Genomic DNA, 16,916 nt, shown 5'->3' on the forward strand with positions numbered 1-16,916 from the left:
TTACTTATAGAGGATCTATTTACTTGAAATAAGTTTCTAATTTCTTTTTTTAAACTTTAGAGTTTATTTAATTTTTGCGATCAAGTATTAATTAATACGTTATAAGAAAAACTTATTGTGAACATTTTTTTTACCTATTTAAAAATTCATATATTCGTATATTTAGTAACGGGAAATTAATTTAGAAATATCTAATTTGTAATTAGATTTTTAAAAGGTTATGCAACCTATTTCAGAAGAACTTTACAAAAAAATAGTTGAGAGTTCTAAAAAATGAGTAAGTTACTAATTGCTTTATTAGCTTTAGATATAGGCGTTAGTCTGTCTAAAGTTTTTATTTTTACCTGAAAAATAAATTTCTTAGCAAAGAAGAAGCAACTGTTTTCTAAAAAAGTAATAGTTAATAGGTTTTTTTATTTAATTATTTATTTTATGAAATAAATAATTAAACCAATAAAAGAGTTACCTTTAGGTAGTAGTACAATTAAAAGAGCTATTAACTTAGCTAAACCCATAAAGATAAATCCGAATTTCCTGTAGATCTTTGCATCCAGTGAATTTTCCAAACATTATTTACTTTTTTAAAAATTGACGTAACTGTAGGTAAGTCATCATTAGCTGTTCCTTTATAAGTAAATTTTGAACCTAGTGTAAAAATGCACATTACTATATATTCGCTTAAAAATTCAAATCTGTGAATTTTGGTTATTTCTGCCTTTTCTTGAACTATATCACCAGTAATCATTTTTTCGAACCCTTTTGCATCTATAGGATTACCACTCGGTCTGATGAATAAAAAATCTGGAGTTGCATTGCCGACAAAAAATGAGGCCATTTTTTTTGGATTAGCAAACTCATTTAATAATGAAATTATTGTTTCTTTATCATTCATTTAAAAAAAGGAAAGTGACTTTTCTAGTTTAGGCCTACTCTATTAAAGTGTACAAATTGAGATGGGATAATTCTAAAAAAAATTAGTTAAGATGTTTGAAATAATTAGATTTTTAATGTAAATCATGATCAATTCATTAAACAAATTATTGCCCGTTGGCAAAAAACTCAAAAAATATTTGCCTTTTTTTATTGGATTTAAATTACTTACATTTACTGGCTTTCTTACTTATTTAATGAATCAATAATTGATATAACATTAACAATAAAATTTAACTTAATATCTAATGAATAAAGAAGAACGAATTAAAAGATTTAAGTCTATGTCAAGTATGCAAAGACAAGAATTGATATTAAAGAAGATGAAAGAGAGAGGAATTGAGGTAGGAAGTGGAATTCCCAACAAAAAATATGATAGCAAAGAGGTTTATGAATTAATTCATATTGCTAATTGCTTCCCAGAGTTAAGAGAGAAAAAATAAAAAATATTTAGTTTTTTTATTTAAGTTATTTATTTTGGTTCCCTTAAGGCAGCATTAATTAATGCTCCTATCAATACGAGATTCATAAGCACCGCTCTTTGATGGAAAGGGAATACATGAAAAATTATTGTTGTTGGGATAATAAAAAGTAATAAAAAGACTGAACCTATTTTTTGATTTTCTCCAAATATAAAAAATCCAGAACCCAAGATAAGACATACAATCGCCCCCACTAAGAGAATAGATGCAATTGGATCAGGAATACCTTTTGAAGAAATATATTCAACTGTTTTTTCAAAACCAATTATTTTGCCTGGTATGGCAGAGATAAATAATGAAGTGATTAATAATCTTGAAAAAAAATCTAAAAAAGATTTGATACTTTTATTTTTAAAAATAGACTTTTTCATAACTTAATCATAAGAAAAATATTTTTTAGATAAATAATAAATGAGTCAGTAAAACTTTTAGAATTTTCTTACATTGATTTTCGTCTCAATTCTAGGCATTCTTTTTAATAAACATAAATCTTCAAAAGAAAATTAAGAACCCTTTTTGAATTTTATTTTGATGTAATAATATATTTAGTGCTTATTAAAAATGTTTAAGAATTTACTTTTAACTTTTTTTTTCATTTTTGGTTCTTTCATAGCTATTTATCCTTCAAAAAAAGAAAAGACTAATTTATTTGATTATTGTTATCCCTTTGAAAAGATACTTTCTAGAAATACATTAGAAAAAAATAAAAATGTTTCGCAGAAGTATAAGACTTTTGCAAAAGATTTTGCTTTATTTGGTGCTAACAAAACTAAAGGAGCCTTAGTTAATAAAATAATTAATCAATATAAAAACACCCAGAATACATATATTACAAATTTAGTTCCTAATCAATTTTACTGCTTGGCAGGATATTGGATTGAGAAGGTAAAACCAGGAACATTTGAATCTATTTTCTATGAGAAAAGCAAACAAAAAATTAATGAATATAAAAATACTAAAAAACAAGTCGATGAATTTATCAAAGATATTAATTCTGAATATAAATCTATAGAAAAAGAAATATACAATTTTTTTTAAAAAATTAAACTCCTTTTCAAAATCAAATCATTTTTTACTAGTTTTTTAAGTCATTTTGCTAGGAGATTATTCTGACTTTCTCGTTCCTCCGTAGGAATATTTATGATGTTTTGAAATAATATTCCAACATTCTTTACAACAAAAAATCCAATTCTTATGAATTATGGATTTAACCCTGTAATGAACTTTACCTGGCTTATGACATAAATCACATTTTTTCATTTATTTGAACTATTGCTAAAGAAATATTTAATGAAAGGTAAATTTGTTTAAATAAAATTCACGAATAATTTTTTATGTTGTCATTATAATTAAGTACTCTAAACTTCTGATGCAAAGCAGTGGTCATCTAGAGTACAAATTCTTTAAATTGATCTTCAATATATTTTTCATATAAAATATCCAAAAAATTTTAATTTGATTATTCTTTTCCTTAAAAATATTTCTTAAAATAATTTACTAAGCTTCTAAAAGAGTAAACAAATTATCATACATGGAAATTTGAACTTTAAAAAGAAACTCACAGTTGTAATTTTATCGAGTTTATTATATGCATATTAATTTTGAATATTATGAACATTTATTTATTCTGGATACTATTTTTGGGCCTATGGGCAATTGTTCCTTTAATGATTATTAAAGGAAGAACTGATGAAGCACCAAAGGTTGAAACTTTCCCAGATGTTAAAACAAAGAAGAAAGGTTGGTTTAATTAAATACCTTTTTTATTTACTTAATAATTTATTTGCAGGACATATTTAAAATTTAAGTAACTATATAAATTATTTCAGTAATTTATAAATATCAATCTTTATATTGAAAAGCATCAATACACTATCTATATAAAGTGAAAATGATCGAGAAAAATTATCTTTTTTTGGTTGTTCTTGGTGGAAGAGCAAATTTGGCTAATGTAGAATTACACGATGTTAGATGGGTTGTAGGCTCCAAAATTGAGGATACTTATGATGAACTAAGAAGAAATTGGTTTGGAATCTTTGAAGGATTACATATTGATAGCTATAAAAAAATAAAATATGTAGATGGGTATAAGATTAATCTTAAAAATATTCAGAATAAGAAATTAAAAAATAATAAATTCCTTAAGGAAAACCATAACAATAAAAATTTATGGTTTGTTAATATTGGAGGCTATGATCCAAGTTCTATGCAAGAAAAACATGAATTTGGTTTAGTTGTTGCTTCAAGTAAATTTGAGGCAAAAAACATAGCAAAATCTAAATGGCTCAAGGGATGTAAAAAAAAGCATAAAGATGATATGGCCTCATTAAAAAAATTAATTTGTTGTGATGATTCTCAAATTGTCAAGAAAATTGGTAATTGGGAAATAGAATTAACCTTAGAAAATAATTTTATTGAAGAAAACAATAATCCTGATTGGTATGGATATCAAAGATTAGATAAGATCTAAAACAACATGGAACCTTTTAATTAATTCATTATTATGGAAGTTTTTCTGCCATATAAGATATTTTTAAGTGCCTAAATATATTATTAAATAGAACTTGATTTTCTTAAGAAATAAATTCCACCTAATATAGAAATTATTACTGGAAACCAAGCTGCAATTACAGGAGGAAGTAATCCTTTAACGCCAAAAGAACTGGAAATAAATGAAATAATATAATAAAACAAAATGAGAATTACACTCAATCCAAATCCCTGACTTTTTGAAGATCTTAAATTAGATTGAGATCCCAAAATACTACCTATCAATCCAAAAACCAAACATGCGCAAGGTAAAGTAAATTTTTCTTGAATTCGTACTTGAATCTTTCTAATCTCCTTAAGGTTTCCTATTTTTTTATATATTTGTTCAGCCTCAAAAGCTTCTTTTAGAGACATATCTCTTGCATCTTTTGGGACTTTTGCAAGATCTAATGGGCCTTCAACAAAAGGGTATATATATTGATTAAATTTAATGTTCGTCGTTTGACCTAATGAGTCAGTTGAAACAATACTTCCATCTGAAAAGATCCAAGAAGAATTATCTTTATTAAACTTAGCACTATTTGCAGTGAGAATCTGCTTTATATTTTCTCTGGAAAAGTCTAAAACAGTAACTTCTTTCATCAAATTGTTCTCAAATCGAGAGGCATAGAAAATATGAGTTAAGTATGTATTTACTTTTGTTGGTTTATTTTTGTTAGAAGTTATTCTTGATCCTTTTCTAGTAAAAATAATGTTATTCTTATTTTTCCCTTTGTTAAATGAACTTCCTATCCCAGACCTTAAAGTTGATTCAGCAAGTTTATTACTAGTAGGAACTAAATTATCATTGAAATAAAAAGTTAATCCTGTCATGAATATTGAAACTGCAATGGCTGGAGCTATAATTCGAGAATTTGTAATTCCTAAAGATTTTAAAGCTAACAATTCAGAATTAGCTGATAGTTTTCCATAAGATAATAATGTAGACAATAAAACAGCCATTGGAAATGATAAAACTAAAAAGCTAGGCAGGCTATAAATTAAGGCTTGTAAAGCTTGTAATATAGGTAATCCATACTCGACAATTTTCCTTATGAGATCAAACATAACCCCAACAGATAATGAAATAACAGTAAATGCAGAAATAGCAAATATCATTGGAGGTACAAGCTGTCCTAATAACCATCTATCTATTAAAGGTATTGAATACCAAGGAGCAAATATTTTTTTGATATTTTTTTTTATTAGTGATCGATTTGAAAGGTTCAAAAGTGTTTTATTTAATTTTTACTATCGTTTCTAGCATTATAAAATATCAATGATTTAGAGACCAATAAAAAATTATTGGTTATGTAGAAAGATTATTAATATAAATTTGCAAAATTTATCAAAAAAGAATTTATTTATACTTGCAGTTAATTAAAAAATTTGGTTACTTGAAATAAAGGGGGATTAATGAAAAATAAGCCTTTATTAAAAGAGTGTAAATGTTTACACTGCCAACAAAAATTAGATCAAATTAATAATTCAAGACTATATTGGGACAAATTTATTTTAAGTAAAAATTTAACTTAGTTTTTTCGTAAAACTTTCATTTTTCAAAACTATTTAAATAAACAACCCCCAAAATTATTGACATCAAAAGCAATAAATTTATTAAATCTTATTGTTAAATGCTCTTGTAAAAATTTTAATTACTTTGCTTTTTGATTCCTTTTGTAAATTTTATTTTCTCGATTTAAAAGAAAAAGGATGGTAAAAATGCAAGTAGGAATGAGAATAAAATCAATCGACATAAATATTAGTTATTCTATTTTCTCTTTAGCAATAAAATGAATTTTTGACAGGGTTATATATCTTTTCAAATCCTTTTTTAGTAAAAAATTATTATAGTTTTGTATCTGACTTTAAAAATTAAAAGAGCTTGCAAGTATCCCACCGGCAAGCTCATGACAAACGAGTTAGCTTCAGTTTTGATTTTCCTGATGTTAACAAGCTAAGCACTTCCTAAATGCTATAAATACATAATAATAAGTAAAATTACTTACCGTGAGTATAAATGCTTATTTTGGGGTTTTCTATCAATTCGATTAAAAATTTTTAGCAATCCTTATCTTTTGACAAAATTGTCATGCATTCAGTTTCAAATATTCGTTGCAGCATATGTTCCCATATTGGGTTTACATAAGTTAATATTTATGTTACTTTAGTTAACAATTATAAAAAAAATTAATGTCAAATTCAGGAGTTACAACAGAATCAGGTGGTAGACAAAATATGTTTCCTTCCGAAACTAGACCTTATATAGATGAGTCGGTTTCTTATGATGGTTACCCTCAAAATGCTGAAAAAGTAAATGGAAGATGGGCAATGGTTGGTTTTGTTGCACTGCTTGGTGCTTATGTAACAACAGGTCAAATAATCCCTGGAATTTTTTAAGATTGATTTATAGGTTTATATTCATTTCTGTTTTTTATATCTCTATTAATTAATCAAATAGATTACTAAACTTTAATTCCCTAACTTGAAATTAACTTGAAGAACCAAATGAAAGTTACTGCATTAAGGCTAAATATTATGCCAAAAAATAAGTAAGCAAATTTTTTTCCAATAAATGCTGTTTCAGGCTCAAGTTTTACTCTCATAACAATCATGAATTATTTTGACTACGGTAGCATTGTTTAATTAATGTTTTAAGACTTATAGAAGAAAAAAATTAAAATTAATATTATTTCTTTTACTGTTAATAATTAATCAATCTTAATTTTCCAATACCTTTTTTATTTCCTCTTTAAATATTATTATTTAGAGTTTGTCTTGATTTAAGTTACTCTTATACCAATATAAATTAGGAAAATTAGCCGAAAATATTAAGGCCAAATATAAGTTTCGCCATGAAAAAAGAACCAAATTAAGTAAATTAATTCGGTTCTTAGATTAATTTTGTGTGTTTCCTTAGATAAAACCTGGAATTATTTGACCCGTTGTTAAGTATGCTCCTACTAAAGCAACAAAACCTAACATGGCGAATCTACCATTCAGCTTTTCAGCTATGATTTTTTCTTTTTCAACAATTTTTGGTTCGCTATTATTCATTAAAACCAACCTGGGATGATTTGCCCTGTTGTTACATATGCGCCGACTGCTGCTACGAAACCTAGCATAGCTGCCCAACCATTAAAACGTTCTGCTTCTGGAGTCATTTTTATTAAAAGTATTTGTAAACAAATATAACATATTTATTTATTTATGTAAAGATAAATTGAAAATAAACTATTTACGAACATGAAAAATATCAATCATGTTACAAATATGTATCAAGTTATACCCTATTGATCTCTTGTTTTGGAGTCAGTATTTACATTTTTAGGGATAAAAAAATATATATCAATAGCTTTTTATTGCTCAGGATAAATCCTCATTTAAAGAATATTTAAATTAATATTAAGCTAAGAGTCAGCTAGTAGGGATACAGGCTGACTCTTTTGAATTAAATTGTTTTATCTTGGATAATGAATGTTTTTTACTAGTCAAATAATTGCTATTAATAAACAAGATATACAGATATTTAAATGTCTTTTGAAACCTATTACTTGCATTTGATTTTTGCAAGAATTCCTTCTTTATTTAGTTCTGATTTAATACTATATATACTGCCGGCTCTTACAGTAGTAATATTATTCTTTAGCTTAAAGATAATGTTTTTAAACACTCCAAAATTGAGAAAAGTTAAATAGCTTAAATTCCTTATAAATAACTTAAATTATCAATCAATTTCAAAGGGTATTCAATATATCGCTAACCTGAGAGCTTTCTGCTCCATTCTTTATGCTTTTCATCTAAATCTGAAACTTTTTCGCCTAAACTCAACTGTTTTTCTAATAATTCAACTTTTGTAAGTGTTATTTTTTCTGAATAAAATTTAATAGGCTGCTGACCATGCAAATTGTCACCACTCATAGAATTGCAATAATTAAAATCATTTCTAAGATGAAAAATTTCATAATGCTCATTCTTTTATATTCTTTTCAGATTTGCGTAAATTAATGTGGTAAAAAAATTAATATTATTGTCTATTTAATCCACGATTTTGTAAGAAGATTGCCAAATATATTTTCCTCTTTTGAGATCTGACTTAACAGCAACGCAATTGCAAGCAATATTCCAGAGAGCTTTGTGTATTGGATCAGGATTGTAAAGATATGCTTTTTTAAAGGCTTTCTTAATTAAGACAGTTGCCTTCTTTGCATGATAATGAGGGATCGTTGGACATACATGATGAACGACATGGCTAGAACCTATATTATGGTGAAGAAAATTAAGAACTCTACCGTAAGGCCTGTCAATAGATAGAAATGCGCCTCTCATAAAAGAAAATTCCTTATTTGAAAGATGAGGCACATCAGAATCTGTATGATGAAGCCATGTATAAACTACCAGCCAACAATTAACCACTAATAAAGGGCCAAAATACAGAGCAATTACTGGAAATAATCCGTACTTTAAAACTAAATAAACAATACCCAATAATGTCAAACCGATACCAATATCTGATATCCAAACTTTCTTGGCCCATATTGATGGCCATAATGCTTTCGAAAATGGTTTAATTGGCCAAAAATGATTTGAAGTTCCATATTTAATACCTCCTGTACTTCCCGTAAGCAAATAAGCAGGCCAGCCAAATATTAGATGTAAAACAAGTTGAAGAATTCCGTAATTTTTCTGACCTAAGGAATTTGAAAAATGTAATTCTTTTTCTCCGCCAACTTTTTCTGTAACTCCATTCCCTTTAATGACTAAAGGGACGTGAGTTTCTCCATTGGTTATGTTATTTGTGAATCGATGATGAACTGCATGGGAGCGCTGCCAAGAAAAATAAGGCACAAGAAGTAATGAATGTAGTAAATAACCTGTTATGGATTCCAATGTCTTGTTTTTAGAGAATGCTCCATGCCCACATTCATGGGCAATTACCCAGAATCCCATTGCGGTGGTACCTGATAGTAATGAGTAAATAACCCAAATTGGGATAATTTTTGGAGTAAAAGGAATAGATAAACCTATCGCAATTACTAATGATTGGATTAACGCTGATTGTAAAAGATACCTCAAAGAAGTTTTGGTATTGCACTTAAAGTAGTGATCTGGAATAACATCCTGAAATTCTTTTATGCTTGGAATATCTTTATCCTCTATTACAAGCGCTTGGCCTTTAAGACCTGAAAATTTTATATTACTCAAATTTTTTTTTGGTTAAAAATTTTTTAAATAAAAGTGAATTTATATATTCTATTATCCATCACAGGATCTCATAATGAAAAGAATTCATAATGTTTTTTGGATAAAGTTGTAACGATTTGAACTTGATCTTTAAATAAAATTATTTGCGCCAAACTTTTTTATTTAATTTTTTTATCGCAATCTTTTTATTTGACTATTTAATTATTTTTATGCTGATTGTTATTGCTCTTCTTTAAAGCTTAATTAATTTACAGACCGCGTATATACCTCTTAGATAAACCAGATTGTTTACGTGGCTTTACTAGGATAGGTAAAACAATGACTCCTACAGTAAAAAGACAGATTGGAGCGACTACCATCAATATAGATTCTAGAGACATGAATAATTTTGAATTTATTAATAAATAGCAGGATTTTTCTTAAAAGTCATGCGTATTTATATCTATTTAGTGAGAATAGATTCAAAATTTTTTAAAATTATTAAGTAAAACAGAAAAAAAGATTAAAAAACATCAATTTTTTCATAAGTCGTCCTATTAACTTAACCATTATTTGAAAAAAGTACTTATGGACCAAGAAAAAAAGTGGATGCTTATGACTTATTATTGTCCAACTCATGGGGATTCAGGTTTAGTAAAACCGATTCAACTAACAAAAAAAGAAATTAGTAAAACATTCTTAAAAAAAGGTGGGAGTTCTAAAAACTAATTTTTTAAAAATAAAACCTATAAGATATTCTAAAAATATTGAAAATAAATTTTTAAATTTAGGCTGACTACAGATCATTACAAATTTAGCTTACTAGAAATAATTTTTTAATACTAGTATCAAATTTTTGCTTAATTAATAATTTAAAAAGATCTAGAAATAATAAATTTCAACCTTGATCAGAATCGCATGTTAATTCACATTGATTAAGATCATGCGATGATATTTTTTCTAAAATTCTTAACATATCAATTTCGGAAAGCTCTCCATTTGAGTTCCATTTTAAAGTTGTTTTCCTTTGAGGTGAATTTTTTTTATTCATTTTGATCGCCTCCTTTTAAATGAACTTCTAAACAACGAGTAATACATTCTTGATGACCATCAACAATACTGCATTCAGTAATACACTCGAAATATGAATTAATAGAATCTATTTCTGTATTCTGGTTTGAAGAAACAAATGAATCATTCATAGTATTGTTAGATTTGTTTGGAATAGAGATATAGCACAAAATTATGTTAATTTATTTAATTTATTAAGTTAATAAGAAAAAATAAGTATTATTTACTAAATTTATTTTGCAACTGTTTTACCTTTTAAAAGAAAGTAATATTCTTCTAAAAAAAAACCAAAAAAACAATAATTTTGATTTTTTAATATTAATTTTATGAGGTAATCTTCCAAAAAAATCAGCATAAAGACTGATTTACTTTTCAGTAATTTAGTTAGAAGATAAAAATGTACACTTTTCAATTTTCAAATGAAATCAGTAATTAATTGGCTTTCGAAAATGTTAGAGAGTATGGCAAATGCTTTTATGCATCCTTTAAAGAATGACTTGCCCCCATCTATTGGTACTCATTCATATAGCAGTATTCCTCTAAAAAGAAAATTGAGAAGAAGGTTGAATTAGGTATTAACTTAGTGGAATTAATTTTTCATTTTTGTTATCCCAAATAATATATTTTAAGCAGTTTGAAAAATCGCTTAATTTTAAGAACTTTGATTGTTGGAGCAAATGAATGTTTGCTTTGTGACAAGCTCTTAAGTTGTAATTTGGTATTCTCTCACAAAGATGATGAATGCTGTGGAAGGATATATCTGCTAAAAACCAATTTAACCAATTAGGGATATCTAAATTGCTACTACCTAAAATAGCCCCATCGATGAGATCCCAATTTTTTGTATTTTTAGCATATGTATTCTCATAGTTATGTTGCACGAAAAAAACACATATTAAAATTGCTGCTGATAATGTTAAAACAATGGAATAAAATGATATGAAAAAAACTAAACCCAACCTTTTACACATAAAAATCCACCCTAGTATTACTAATATGTTATTGATTATTAATTCACTTAATTCACTGAAATTATCTCCATAATCAGAAAAAGGTGGTTTAACTCTTGAATTAATAGCTAAAAGTTGAGAAATTTCTCTGTTTTTTATTTTGATAAAAGTCTCTTCCAATATATCTTTAATTAAATTAAAAATAACGATAACAAGTCCTAATCTGGGTTTTAAAACTAAGTAATAAAAACCGCCAGGGAAAAGCATCATCCAGTTTCGACTTACTTTATAAAATATTTGCTCTCTTTTTGTAAGGGATTCATAATCTTCAAGACTTAAAACATCTATCGGCCCTTTGTAAATTTCCCAATTTCCATTATTTCTATGATGAAATGCATGATCAATCGACCATGACTTCTGGGGAATACCATTAACCAAGCCAAGTAAAAATCCAAAGAAGCGGTTTAATTTGCGTTTTGTAAAAAGAGAATTATGACCGCAATCATGCATTAATGAGAATGTTCGAGAAGAGAAAAGAGTCAGAAGAAGTATAAAAGGTATTAATAGTAATCCTTTAATCAATAATGGAAAAGGTTGATTTATTATGTGGTAGATAATTAACCAAATAGAGAATATTGGAAAGATGGTAGAAATAATTTGATAAGAAGCTTTAATGTTATTTCTTTTTAGAAATGGCTTTATTAAAAATTCACCTCTATTAACTTTAGGCATATTTCTCTTATTTTTTTGATACTAACAATTTTTAAAAAGTATTGATTATTTAATAAACAAAAAAATATTTTAAAAATCATACTAAAGAATAAATTCTTTAGACATAGTTCTCAATTGATCTAAATTTAATCTCTCTAAGTAATTTTTAAAGTCACTAAGATTCTTATTAGAGTCAGAATTTTTACTCTCGTATAGAAGACTATTGGCGATTAATTCAATAAGATGATCTTTATCCATAACCCCTTATAGACCAAAATTCCTGTTAAAAAAAATCAGGTCTTGAATTCGAGATCATTAATTATTATCTACTAAGAGTAATTTTTTATAAATTTTTTAAATCTTGTTCTATTTTTTCTAATCTTTCATTTAATTCTTTTTGTTCCTTAATTAAGGCTTTTTTCTTTTCTGCAAGCTCTTTGTTCAAAGGAGAATTGAAATATTTTTGGTAAGAGACAAAAAAAACTGCTATTGCTACTGTAATACCAAGTGCACCAATTATTAAAATTGGAGATGAAGGAAAGTCATAAAATGGGATTGACAATGTACTTAAATAAAATCTAATGCTAGCTATCTTATAGAAAAAATAATGAGTAATAAATACTTATTCTTTAGAGAGTTTCATGGTCAATTTTGCTAGTTATTTTGTAATAAATAAGGTTTATAATTAAATTTCAAAAATAAGTAATTTTACAGCTGTCAAAGAATCAATAACTAATAATGATTAAACTAGTAAAAATTTTTTATGAAGAAAATCATAAATAAAAAACACAATAAAAATGAACCATGGTTTAAATGGTTAACGAGAGAACTTAATTCTTATGAAGCTTTTCAGGATTTTGAATCAGGCAAGAATCCACGAGATGTTGCAGAGGATTTTATTTCGATAAATAGTATTGCTATATCTGAGATTTTCGAAGATTTTGATGAAGAAGATAAAGATACACTCGATCAGTTTATTAAATTAACTGAATGCGAGATGCATGTGTTTAGGATTCTTGAAAAACAAATAGAATTAAGAAATAAGATAAGATTTGTAGATTTTAAAAAAAGAAAAAAATAAAGAGTTAATTTCTATATAAGTTTATTTTTCCCATTACCTGTCTTCCCAAAGCCTAACCAAATGAACCACAATATCCATCCGAAGATAGGTACTAAATTAATAAAAATCCATTTCCAATCTTTTCCAAAATCTCTGATTCTTCTTATATCAATAGCTATTTGAGGAATAATACAAACTAATCCATAAGCATTAAAACCAAACGTTTTAAAAAATATTGGGATAGTTAGAAAAGAAATTATAAGATTCGCTAGTTGAACTAACCACCAGTCAGAACGAGATGTGAATCCTTTGAAGTCTGTAGCTTTAATCCAAAACTCTTTATATGCTCCGAAAAAGTTATTAAGCATAAATTAAAACTTCAAAAATTGAACATATTCTATTAAATCTTTAATTTATTAAAATGTTATTTATTTCCTAAACAGGATCAAATAAATTTATATCATTTGAATCTTGTTTTGGGATCTCATCTTTATTTGGTAATGAACAGAATCCGTCTTTGCAAATCATCTTTTCTTCTGCAATACTTGTAGTCTCTGAGAATATATTATTGTTATTGTTATTTGTAGATTCTTTCAGCATTTATATAAAAAAATTAAATCCAATATTTTATTAATAACTCAATTAATTTTAATAAGCAATAAATTTAATATTAATTATTTACTTTTTTTGATTTGGCAAGTCTCTCCAAAATAGCGCCATTACATAAATGAATAAAGATATAGAACAAATATAAAGTAAAGAATTTAGATGCATTTTTATTTATTAAAGTAATTAGTAAGAGAGCCCCGTCACCAAAAGGAAAAACTATAAATTTGTAGTTGTTTAACTTAGTAATCCTTCAAATTCTAGTATTTATTTAAGTTTTTTACGATTTATCCTTATTTAAATCTGTTAAAGCTTTTCTACCTTCTTTAAGGGTTCTCAAGATAAGCAAAGAAAGAGAGGAAATGATAAGAATGGTAAGTGTAATTAGGGAAATATGAGTTGTATCAATGTTGTTAATCAATTTACTAAGATTTTTTCAGAAATTGTAATTTAAAATCTAAAAAATTTCAAACGTCAGATCTAGAGTAAGCAGGTATAAGCATTCCGCCATCTTGATCATCGTTATCATCATCAAATCCACCACCTAGAAGTAACTCAATGATTACAAGGACAGTTATTGGATAAAGACACCATAATATTGCTGTAAATGGACTTACTGCTGAAGAGGCCGAGTAAAAATCTGTCATGGATAGATATTAATCTAAAGAAACAATAATTGTGGATTCTTCGGGAAGTGTTATTCAATATTTCTAATAATATTTTTTAAACTTTTCTCTGTCCCATGAATAAATCTTTAGTATTTAGTGATGTTTTTATTCTTCAATAAGAATGTGAAAATAATTTTGTTGAACCTTATAAGAAACTTATAATGACATAATGAATCGCGTTATTGTTATTTTTTATACTTAACAATAATTGTACAATTTTGATTCAAAAACTATTATTTACCTTAATTTTATAAATTCTATGTTTTCTTTCACTTTTGATCCTTTGGCTGCGATATTTGGTATATCAGGAATTGTAGGCTTCTTTTTCTTTGTTTCTGCTGCTAAGGGAACTTCCAGTATCAATACAAAACCAAAAAAGGAATTAGATTAGGACTGATTCTGTGAGAAAACTAAGTTGAGATTTTAAACCTAGTATTCTTAAAAGGCTTGTTAATTATTAGTTATTCCATTGTTTAGAAATAAACTCAAGAAAATCTTTTAGGTCCTCTTCAGGACAATTTGTTTGTTTTTGCAAATCAATGCAAATTTGCTTAATATTTTCATAAGCTTTTTTTACTATTTCGTTTTTTTCAATTACCTCAAAATAGTCTTGATCAGTAAAAGGCATAATATTAATTCCCCTTGTGAAAATTATTTATTAACCATATTTTATCTGCATTGACTTGGCAGTAAAGAAAAAAAACCCTTATTTCTTAAATTTAGCTGCCCAATCGATAATGTTTTTTAATACTTTTGGTTATTTCCCATTCGCAGTAAAGTCCAGCTGGAAACTCAACAAGATCTCCAGCTTTAATAAAATAAATTTCACCGTTCTTAGTACTAATTTTCGCTTTGCCTTCAATAATTAAGCAAATTTCTTTATCATCGTAATTCCATTGAAATTTACTTGGCTCACATTCCCAAATAGGCCAACTTTTTATTCCATACTGAATTATTGTGCTTGCACTACAAGGGGAAGTGATTATAACTTTCACGATATAGTTCGAATATTTTTTTTATTCTACAAATAAAGGAAATTATTTTTTTGCAAGAATGTGTATTTGTTTACTGTCTTTTATTTTTTTTGGTTTATCATAGAAAAAATTAAAAATTATGGACGAGCTTTCTGTATTATCAATTTCATTATCTATAGCTTCTCTAGGGATATTTTTTATTTTTTTCGCGTCAAACGATGATGATGATCAAGATGGAGGTAAGTTGATTAAATCATTCCAAAGAATTAATTAATCTCAAGTAAATAAAATATTTAATAGAGATTTATAACCTATAAATCCTACATAAATACAGCTTAAAAAAATAAAATAAACCTCCATTGTTCCAAGTCTTTTTTTCTTTAAAATTTTCATTTTTTCTGAGTTTTTACATGATAATTTTATTAAATCTGATTTCTATTAACATGAGTATTTATTACATTAACTCCTAGATTAAATAATTATTAATGTTAAGCCAAAAAATAAAAAACAAGTAAAAAATATTGTTTTTTTGGTAATTTCTCTTTCCTCATTCTTAGCGAAAAGTAAAGAAAGTACTGGAGATGTGCTTAATAATGCCCAACCTATTCCTATTGGAAGAGTTTTAAATACGATTTGTTGTAGCAATATTCCTATATTCGTTCCAAGAATTATTGAAAGCAAAAATCTTTTTTGTTCTTGTTTTTCTATGTTTTTTAAGAAAAAATTGATCTTAAACCCTTTTAAAGTTATTAAAAAAATTATTGCACCTAATAGTCTTATCTCAGTTGTAATAAAAGGGGATAAATTGCTTTGTAGGAAAACCATCCTTGAAAAAAGACCTCCAAGAACAGCACATGAAACTGATAAAAAAGGAAAAGCAAAAATCTTAAAATTATTTTTTTCTGAGAAAGGTGAGTTTTCATCTTTAATATCATTCCCTTTTTTTAGAATTATGAACAGCGAAATCGATACTATGATTACCCCAATCCATGATTTAATTGTTAAATCTTCATTAATAAAAATTTCTCCTGAAAAAGCAGCCATTAACGGAGAAAGGGTTTCTACAGATAAAGTTTTTCGTGTGCCGATTGTTTGTAATGACTTTAGGTAGAAAGTATCACCTAAACCAATACCTATTATTCCACTAACTAATAGGATAAAGATGTTTTTTAATTCAGTTGTAGAACTAATATTGATAAAGGCAGGTGTAAAAACTAAAAAAGCTATTATATTTTTTATTAAATTAATATCTATTGTTTTATATTTCTGAGTTTGCGAGCGCCAAATAAAGCATGCATAAGTCCATGATGCAGCAGCTCCAAAAGCAGATAGGATTCCAATCAAAACGAGTAATTTTTAGAAATTTTTATTTTATAAATTGAGTAAATGCTAAAAAGAATACATAAATAAGAATCAAAATCCCTGGTAAGTATTGAATTAGAGATTTCAAATTATTTTTTTTCATATTTAATTAAAATAATTAATTAATTTTAAACAGTTTTTTTATTACTAGGATATAAACTTTCTAACTTCTTTCTCCTTTGAACTTTCGCGTTAATTCTTTCTTCTTTTTCTTTTTTCTTTATCTCATCATTTATCTTATTTTGTCTGTAACCAAACCAAAGTAAAACCCAAATAATAGAAGTTATTAAAAGAAGAGCCGTATATTGACCAGTCATAGGAAAACTGGCCTCAGAATATTTGACGTAAGAAAATATTAGACTCATTTAATTAAGTTAAAGCATAAAAAT

At 26.5% G+C, this 16,916-nt stretch carries 30 protein-coding genes; 10 read left to right on the forward strand and 20 right to left on the reverse strand.

Annotation, left to right across the window (positions count from 1 at the left end):
- Positions 1 to 505: 505 nt before the first annotated feature.
- Complete coding sequence (locus tag EV01_RS07535; RefSeq protein ID WP_032518162.1) at positions 506 to 892, reverse strand: DUF3804 family protein; 387 nt, start codon at positions 890 to 892, stop codon at positions 506 to 508.
- Between the two features lie 286 nt (positions 893 to 1,178).
- Between EV01_RS07535 and EV01_RS0108765 the strand changes: the two genes are divergently transcribed.
- On the forward strand, positions 1,179 to 1,373 hold the full coding sequence (locus EV01_RS0108765; RefSeq protein ID WP_032518163.1) for a hypothetical protein: 195 nt from the start codon (positions 1,179 to 1,181) through the stop codon (positions 1,371 to 1,373).
- 29 nt (positions 1,374 to 1,402) lie between these two features.
- Here EV01_RS0108765 and EV01_RS07530 read toward each other — a convergent pair whose 3' ends face one another.
- The gene (locus tag EV01_RS07530; RefSeq protein WP_050496399.1) at positions 1,403 to 1,783 is read right to left on the reverse strand and encodes a DoxX family protein; all 381 of its coding nucleotides are present in this window, start codon (positions 1,781 to 1,783) and stop codon (positions 1,403 to 1,405) included.
- A gap of 190 nt (positions 1,784 to 1,973) precedes the next feature.
- On the opposite strand from EV01_RS07530, the gene EV01_RS07525 reads away from it, so the two are divergent.
- Complete coding sequence (locus EV01_RS07525; RefSeq protein ID WP_032518164.1) at positions 1,974 to 2,450, forward strand: hypothetical protein; 477 nt, start codon at positions 1,974 to 1,976, stop codon at positions 2,448 to 2,450.
- A gap of 66 nt (positions 2,451 to 2,516) precedes the next feature.
- Here EV01_RS07525 and EV01_RS09640 read toward each other — a convergent pair whose 3' ends face one another.
- Positions 2,517 to 2,672 (reverse strand): hypothetical protein, encoded by a 156-nt coding sequence (locus EV01_RS09640; protein WP_193742573.1) that lies wholly within the window; start codon positions 2,670 to 2,672, stop codon positions 2,517 to 2,519.
- Positions 2,673 to 3,022: 350 nt separating this feature from the next.
- Here EV01_RS09640 and EV01_RS09645 point away from each other — a divergent pair, with 350 nt between their 5' ends.
- Both EV01_RS09645 and EV01_RS07520 read left to right on the forward strand, forming a co-directional pair.
- Positions 3,023 to 3,166: a hypothetical protein gene (locus EV01_RS09645; protein WP_193741415.1), complete on the forward strand. Its 144-nt coding sequence runs from the start codon at positions 3,023 to 3,025 to the stop codon at positions 3,164 to 3,166.
- A gap of 137 nt (positions 3,167 to 3,303) precedes the next feature.
- Entirely contained in the window at positions 3,304 to 3,882 is a 579-nt protein-coding gene (locus tag EV01_RS07520) for a DUF1543 domain-containing protein (RefSeq protein WP_032518165.1), read from the forward strand.
- An 83-nt stretch (positions 3,883 to 3,965) separates the two neighbouring features.
- On the opposite strand, the gene EV01_RS07515 is transcribed toward EV01_RS07520, so the two are convergent.
- A complete protein-coding gene (locus EV01_RS07515) occupies positions 3,966 to 5,171 on the reverse strand; it encodes an LptF/LptG family permease (RefSeq protein WP_032518166.1) in 1,206 nt (401 codons plus the stop codon).
- 963 nt (positions 5,172 to 6,134) lie between these two features.
- Between EV01_RS07515 and EV01_RS07510 the strand changes: the two genes are divergently transcribed.
- A complete protein-coding gene (locus EV01_RS07510; RefSeq protein ID WP_032518167.1) occupies positions 6,135 to 6,341 on the forward strand; it encodes a high light inducible protein in 207 nt (68 codons plus the stop codon).
- A 516-nt stretch (positions 6,342 to 6,857) separates the two neighbouring features.
- On the opposite strand, the gene EV01_RS07505 is transcribed toward EV01_RS07510, so the two are convergent.
- The 4 genes from EV01_RS07505 to EV01_RS07500 all read right to left on the reverse strand — a co-directional run bounded on the left by EV01_RS07505 (position 6,858) and on the right by EV01_RS07500 (position 9,146).
- A complete protein-coding gene (locus tag EV01_RS07505) occupies positions 6,858 to 6,998 on the reverse strand; it encodes a high light inducible protein (RefSeq protein WP_032518169.1) in 141 nt (46 codons plus the stop codon).
- Positions 6,998 to 7,105, reverse strand: a complete 108-nt coding sequence (locus EV01_RS0108770) for a high light inducible protein (RefSeq protein WP_011132751.1) — start codon at positions 7,103 to 7,105, stop codon at positions 6,998 to 7,000. The genes EV01_RS07505 and EV01_RS0108770 overlap by 1 nt, the downstream gene beginning before the upstream one ends.
- Before the next feature lie 595 nt (positions 7,106 to 7,700).
- Complete coding sequence (locus EV01_RS09650) at positions 7,701 to 7,862, reverse strand: hypothetical protein (RefSeq protein WP_193741416.1); 162 nt, start codon at positions 7,860 to 7,862, stop codon at positions 7,701 to 7,703.
- A 117-nt stretch (positions 7,863 to 7,979) separates the two neighbouring features.
- Complete coding sequence (locus EV01_RS07500) at positions 7,980 to 9,146, reverse strand: fatty acid desaturase (RefSeq protein WP_032523274.1); 1,167 nt, start codon at positions 9,144 to 9,146, stop codon at positions 7,980 to 7,982.
- A 567-nt stretch (positions 9,147 to 9,713) separates the two neighbouring features.
- Between EV01_RS07500 and EV01_RS09655 the strand changes: the two genes are divergently transcribed.
- Positions 9,714 to 9,854: a hypothetical protein gene (locus EV01_RS09655; protein WP_193741417.1), complete on the forward strand. Its 141-nt coding sequence runs from the start codon at positions 9,714 to 9,716 to the stop codon at positions 9,852 to 9,854.
- A gap of 169 nt (positions 9,855 to 10,023) precedes the next feature.
- On the opposite strand, the gene EV01_RS09660 is transcribed toward EV01_RS09655, so the two are convergent.
- Together EV01_RS09660 and EV01_RS09665 are read right to left on the reverse strand one after the other, a co-directional pair.
- Positions 10,024 to 10,176: a hypothetical protein gene (locus tag EV01_RS09660; protein ID WP_193741418.1), complete on the reverse strand. Its 153-nt coding sequence runs from the start codon at positions 10,174 to 10,176 to the stop codon at positions 10,024 to 10,026.
- Positions 10,169 to 10,327, reverse strand: coding sequence for a hypothetical protein (locus EV01_RS09665; RefSeq protein WP_193741419.1), 159 nt, complete (start codon positions 10,325 to 10,327; stop codon positions 10,169 to 10,171). The genes EV01_RS09660 and EV01_RS09665 overlap by 8 nt, the downstream gene beginning before the upstream one ends.
- A gap of 288 nt (positions 10,328 to 10,615) precedes the next feature.
- On the opposite strand from EV01_RS09665, the gene EV01_RS09670 reads away from it, so the two are divergent.
- Positions 10,616 to 10,768, forward strand: a complete 153-nt coding sequence (locus tag EV01_RS09670) for a hypothetical protein (RefSeq protein ID WP_193741420.1) — start codon at positions 10,616 to 10,618, stop codon at positions 10,766 to 10,768.
- 3 nt (positions 10,769 to 10,771) lie between these two features.
- Here EV01_RS09670 and EV01_RS07495 read toward each other — a convergent pair whose 3' ends face one another.
- From EV01_RS07495 to EV01_RS07490, 3 genes are all read right to left on the reverse strand, one after another.
- A complete protein-coding gene (locus tag EV01_RS07495; RefSeq protein WP_032518171.1) occupies positions 10,772 to 11,878 on the reverse strand; it encodes a fatty acid desaturase in 1,107 nt (368 codons plus the stop codon).
- Positions 11,879 to 11,959: 81 nt separating this feature from the next.
- On the reverse strand, positions 11,960 to 12,115 hold the full coding sequence (locus tag EV01_RS09675; RefSeq protein ID WP_193741421.1) for a hypothetical protein: 156 nt from the start codon (positions 12,113 to 12,115) through the stop codon (positions 11,960 to 11,962).
- A gap of 85 nt (positions 12,116 to 12,200) precedes the next feature.
- Positions 12,201 to 12,419: a M protein gene (locus EV01_RS07490; protein ID WP_032518172.1), complete on the reverse strand. Its 219-nt coding sequence runs from the start codon at positions 12,417 to 12,419 to the stop codon at positions 12,201 to 12,203.
- A gap of 201 nt (positions 12,420 to 12,620) precedes the next feature.
- Here EV01_RS07490 and EV01_RS07485 point away from each other — a divergent pair, with 201 nt between their 5' ends.
- On the forward strand, positions 12,621 to 12,938 hold the full coding sequence (locus EV01_RS07485; RefSeq protein ID WP_032518173.1) for a hypothetical protein: 318 nt from the start codon (positions 12,621 to 12,623) through the stop codon (positions 12,936 to 12,938).
- A gap of 11 nt (positions 12,939 to 12,949) precedes the next feature.
- On the opposite strand, the gene EV01_RS07480 is transcribed toward EV01_RS07485, so the two are convergent.
- The 3 genes from EV01_RS07480 to EV01_RS07475 all read right to left on the reverse strand — a co-directional run bounded on the left by EV01_RS07480 (position 12,950) and on the right by EV01_RS07475 (position 14,170).
- Positions 12,950 to 13,285, reverse strand: a complete 336-nt coding sequence (locus EV01_RS07480) for a DUF805 domain-containing protein (protein WP_032518174.1) — start codon at positions 13,283 to 13,285, stop codon at positions 12,950 to 12,952.
- Between the two features lie 67 nt (positions 13,286 to 13,352).
- Positions 13,353 to 13,517: a hypothetical protein gene (locus tag EV01_RS09680; protein ID WP_193741422.1), complete on the reverse strand. Its 165-nt coding sequence runs from the start codon at positions 13,515 to 13,517 to the stop codon at positions 13,353 to 13,355.
- A gap of 473 nt (positions 13,518 to 13,990) precedes the next feature.
- Complete coding sequence (locus EV01_RS07475) at positions 13,991 to 14,170, reverse strand: hypothetical protein (protein WP_032518175.1); 180 nt, start codon at positions 14,168 to 14,170, stop codon at positions 13,991 to 13,993.
- A 280-nt stretch (positions 14,171 to 14,450) separates the two neighbouring features.
- Here EV01_RS07475 and EV01_RS09995 point away from each other — a divergent pair, with 280 nt between their 5' ends.
- On the forward strand, positions 14,451 to 14,582 hold the full coding sequence (locus tag EV01_RS09995; RefSeq protein WP_257008698.1) for a hypothetical protein: 132 nt from the start codon (positions 14,451 to 14,453) through the stop codon (positions 14,580 to 14,582).
- Positions 14,583 to 14,648: 66 nt separating this feature from the next.
- Here the strand turns inward: EV01_RS09995 and EV01_RS09685 are convergent, their stop codons facing one another.
- A complete protein-coding gene (locus EV01_RS09685; protein ID WP_193741423.1) occupies positions 14,649 to 14,819 on the reverse strand; it encodes a hypothetical protein in 171 nt (56 codons plus the stop codon).
- A gap of 91 nt (positions 14,820 to 14,910) precedes the next feature.
- A complete protein-coding gene (locus EV01_RS07470) occupies positions 14,911 to 15,186 on the reverse strand; it encodes a cupin domain-containing protein (RefSeq protein WP_032518177.1) in 276 nt (91 codons plus the stop codon).
- Between the two features lie 118 nt (positions 15,187 to 15,304).
- Here EV01_RS07470 and EV01_RS10000 point away from each other — a divergent pair, with 118 nt between their 5' ends.
- Complete coding sequence (locus EV01_RS10000) at positions 15,305 to 15,439, forward strand: hypothetical protein (RefSeq protein WP_275040834.1); 135 nt, start codon at positions 15,305 to 15,307, stop codon at positions 15,437 to 15,439.
- 197 nt (positions 15,440 to 15,636) lie between these two features.
- Here the strand turns inward: EV01_RS10000 and EV01_RS07465 are convergent, their stop codons facing one another.
- Both EV01_RS07465 and EV01_RS0108780 read right to left on the reverse strand, forming a co-directional pair.
- Entirely contained in the window at positions 15,637 to 16,509 is an 873-nt protein-coding gene (locus EV01_RS07465) for a DMT family transporter (RefSeq protein ID WP_032518178.1), read from the reverse strand.
- A gap of 146 nt (positions 16,510 to 16,655) precedes the next feature.
- Positions 16,656 to 16,892, reverse strand: a complete 237-nt coding sequence (locus EV01_RS0108780; RefSeq protein WP_032518179.1) for a hypothetical protein — start codon at positions 16,890 to 16,892, stop codon at positions 16,656 to 16,658.
- Between the last annotated feature and the right edge of the window lie 24 nt (positions 16,893 to 16,916).

Source organism: Prochlorococcus marinus str. MIT 9401 (genome assembly GCF_000760095.1).
GTDB lineage: Bacteria > Cyanobacteriota > Cyanobacteriia > PCC-6307 > Cyanobiaceae > Prochlorococcus_A > Prochlorococcus_A marinus_I.

What these genes read in the sequence shown, in the direction of transcription:
- EV01_RS0108770 (WP_011132751.1), bottom strand. Translation starts at nt 7,105, where the DNA reads ATGACTCCAGAAGCAGAACGTTTTAATGGTTGGGCAGCTATGCTAGGT.
- EV01_RS09645 (WP_193741415.1), top strand. Translation starts at nt 3,023, where the DNA reads ATGAACATTTATTTATTCTGGATACTATTTTTGGGCCTATGGGCAATT.
- EV01_RS07505 (WP_032518169.1), bottom strand. Translation starts at nt 6,998, where the DNA reads ATGAATAATAGCGAACCAAAAATTGTTGAAAAAGAAAAAATCATAGCT.
- EV01_RS09675 (WP_193741421.1), bottom strand. Translation starts at nt 12,115, where the DNA reads ATGGATAAAGATCATCTTATTGAATTAATCGCCAATAGTCTTCTATAC.
- EV01_RS09685 (WP_193741423.1), bottom strand. Translation starts at nt 14,819, where the DNA reads ATGCCTTTTACTGATCAAGACTATTTTGAGGTAATTGAAAAAAACGAA.
- EV01_RS07535 (WP_032518162.1), bottom strand. Translation starts at nt 892, where the DNA reads ATGAATGATAAAGAAACAATAATTTCATTATTAAATGAGTTTGCTAAT.
- EV01_RS09680 (WP_193741422.1), bottom strand. Translation starts at nt 13,517, where the DNA reads ATGCTGAAAGAATCTACAAATAACAATAACAATAATATATTCTCAGAG.
- EV01_RS07480 (WP_032518174.1), bottom strand. Translation starts at nt 13,285, where the DNA reads ATGCTTAATAACTTTTTCGGAGCATATAAAGAGTTTTGGATTAAAGCT.
- EV01_RS07520 (WP_032518165.1), top strand. Translation starts at nt 3,304, where the DNA reads ATGATCGAGAAAAATTATCTTTTTTTGGTTGTTCTTGGTGGAAGAGCA.
- EV01_RS10000 (WP_275040834.1), top strand. Translation starts at nt 15,305, where the DNA reads ATGGACGAGCTTTCTGTATTATCAATTTCATTATCTATAGCTTCTCTA.
- EV01_RS0108780 (WP_032518179.1), bottom strand. Translation starts at nt 16,892, where the DNA reads ATGAGTCTAATATTTTCTTACGTCAAATATTCTGAGGCCAGTTTTCCT.
- EV01_RS09660 (WP_193741418.1), bottom strand. Translation starts at nt 10,176, where the DNA reads ATGAATAAAAAAAATTCACCTCAAAGGAAAACAACTTTAAAATGGAAC.
- EV01_RS09665 (WP_193741419.1), bottom strand. Translation starts at nt 10,327, where the DNA reads ATGAATGATTCATTTGTTTCTTCAAACCAGAATACAGAAATAGATTCT.
- EV01_RS07475 (WP_032518175.1), bottom strand. Translation starts at nt 14,170, where the DNA reads ATGACAGATTTTTACTCGGCCTCTTCAGCAGTAAGTCCATTTACAGCA.
- EV01_RS0108765 (WP_032518163.1), top strand. Translation starts at nt 1,179, where the DNA reads ATGAATAAAGAAGAACGAATTAAAAGATTTAAGTCTATGTCAAGTATG.
- EV01_RS07495 (WP_032518171.1), bottom strand. Translation starts at nt 11,878, where the DNA reads ATGCCTAAAGTTAATAGAGGTGAATTTTTAATAAAGCCATTTCTAAAA.
- EV01_RS09655 (WP_193741417.1), top strand. Translation starts at nt 9,714, where the DNA reads ATGGACCAAGAAAAAAAGTGGATGCTTATGACTTATTATTGTCCAACT.
- EV01_RS07510 (WP_032518167.1), top strand. Translation starts at nt 6,135, where the DNA reads ATGTCAAATTCAGGAGTTACAACAGAATCAGGTGGTAGACAAAATATG.
- EV01_RS07525 (WP_032518164.1), top strand. Translation starts at nt 1,974, where the DNA reads ATGTTTAAGAATTTACTTTTAACTTTTTTTTTCATTTTTGGTTCTTTC.
- EV01_RS09995 (WP_257008698.1), top strand. Translation starts at nt 14,451, where the DNA reads ATGTTTTCTTTCACTTTTGATCCTTTGGCTGCGATATTTGGTATATCA.
- EV01_RS09650 (WP_193741416.1), bottom strand. Translation starts at nt 7,862, where the DNA reads ATGAGTGGTGACAATTTGCATGGTCAGCAGCCTATTAAATTTTATTCA.
- EV01_RS09670 (WP_193741420.1), top strand. Translation starts at nt 10,616, where the DNA reads ATGAAATCAGTAATTAATTGGCTTTCGAAAATGTTAGAGAGTATGGCA.
- EV01_RS07530 (WP_050496399.1), bottom strand. Translation starts at nt 1,783, where the DNA reads ATGAAAAAGTCTATTTTTAAAAATAAAAGTATCAAATCTTTTTTAGAT.
- EV01_RS07485 (WP_032518173.1), top strand. Translation starts at nt 12,621, where the DNA reads ATGAAGAAAATCATAAATAAAAAACACAATAAAAATGAACCATGGTTT.
- EV01_RS09640 (WP_193742573.1), bottom strand. Translation starts at nt 2,672, where the DNA reads ATGAAAAAATGTGATTTATGTCATAAGCCAGGTAAAGTTCATTACAGG.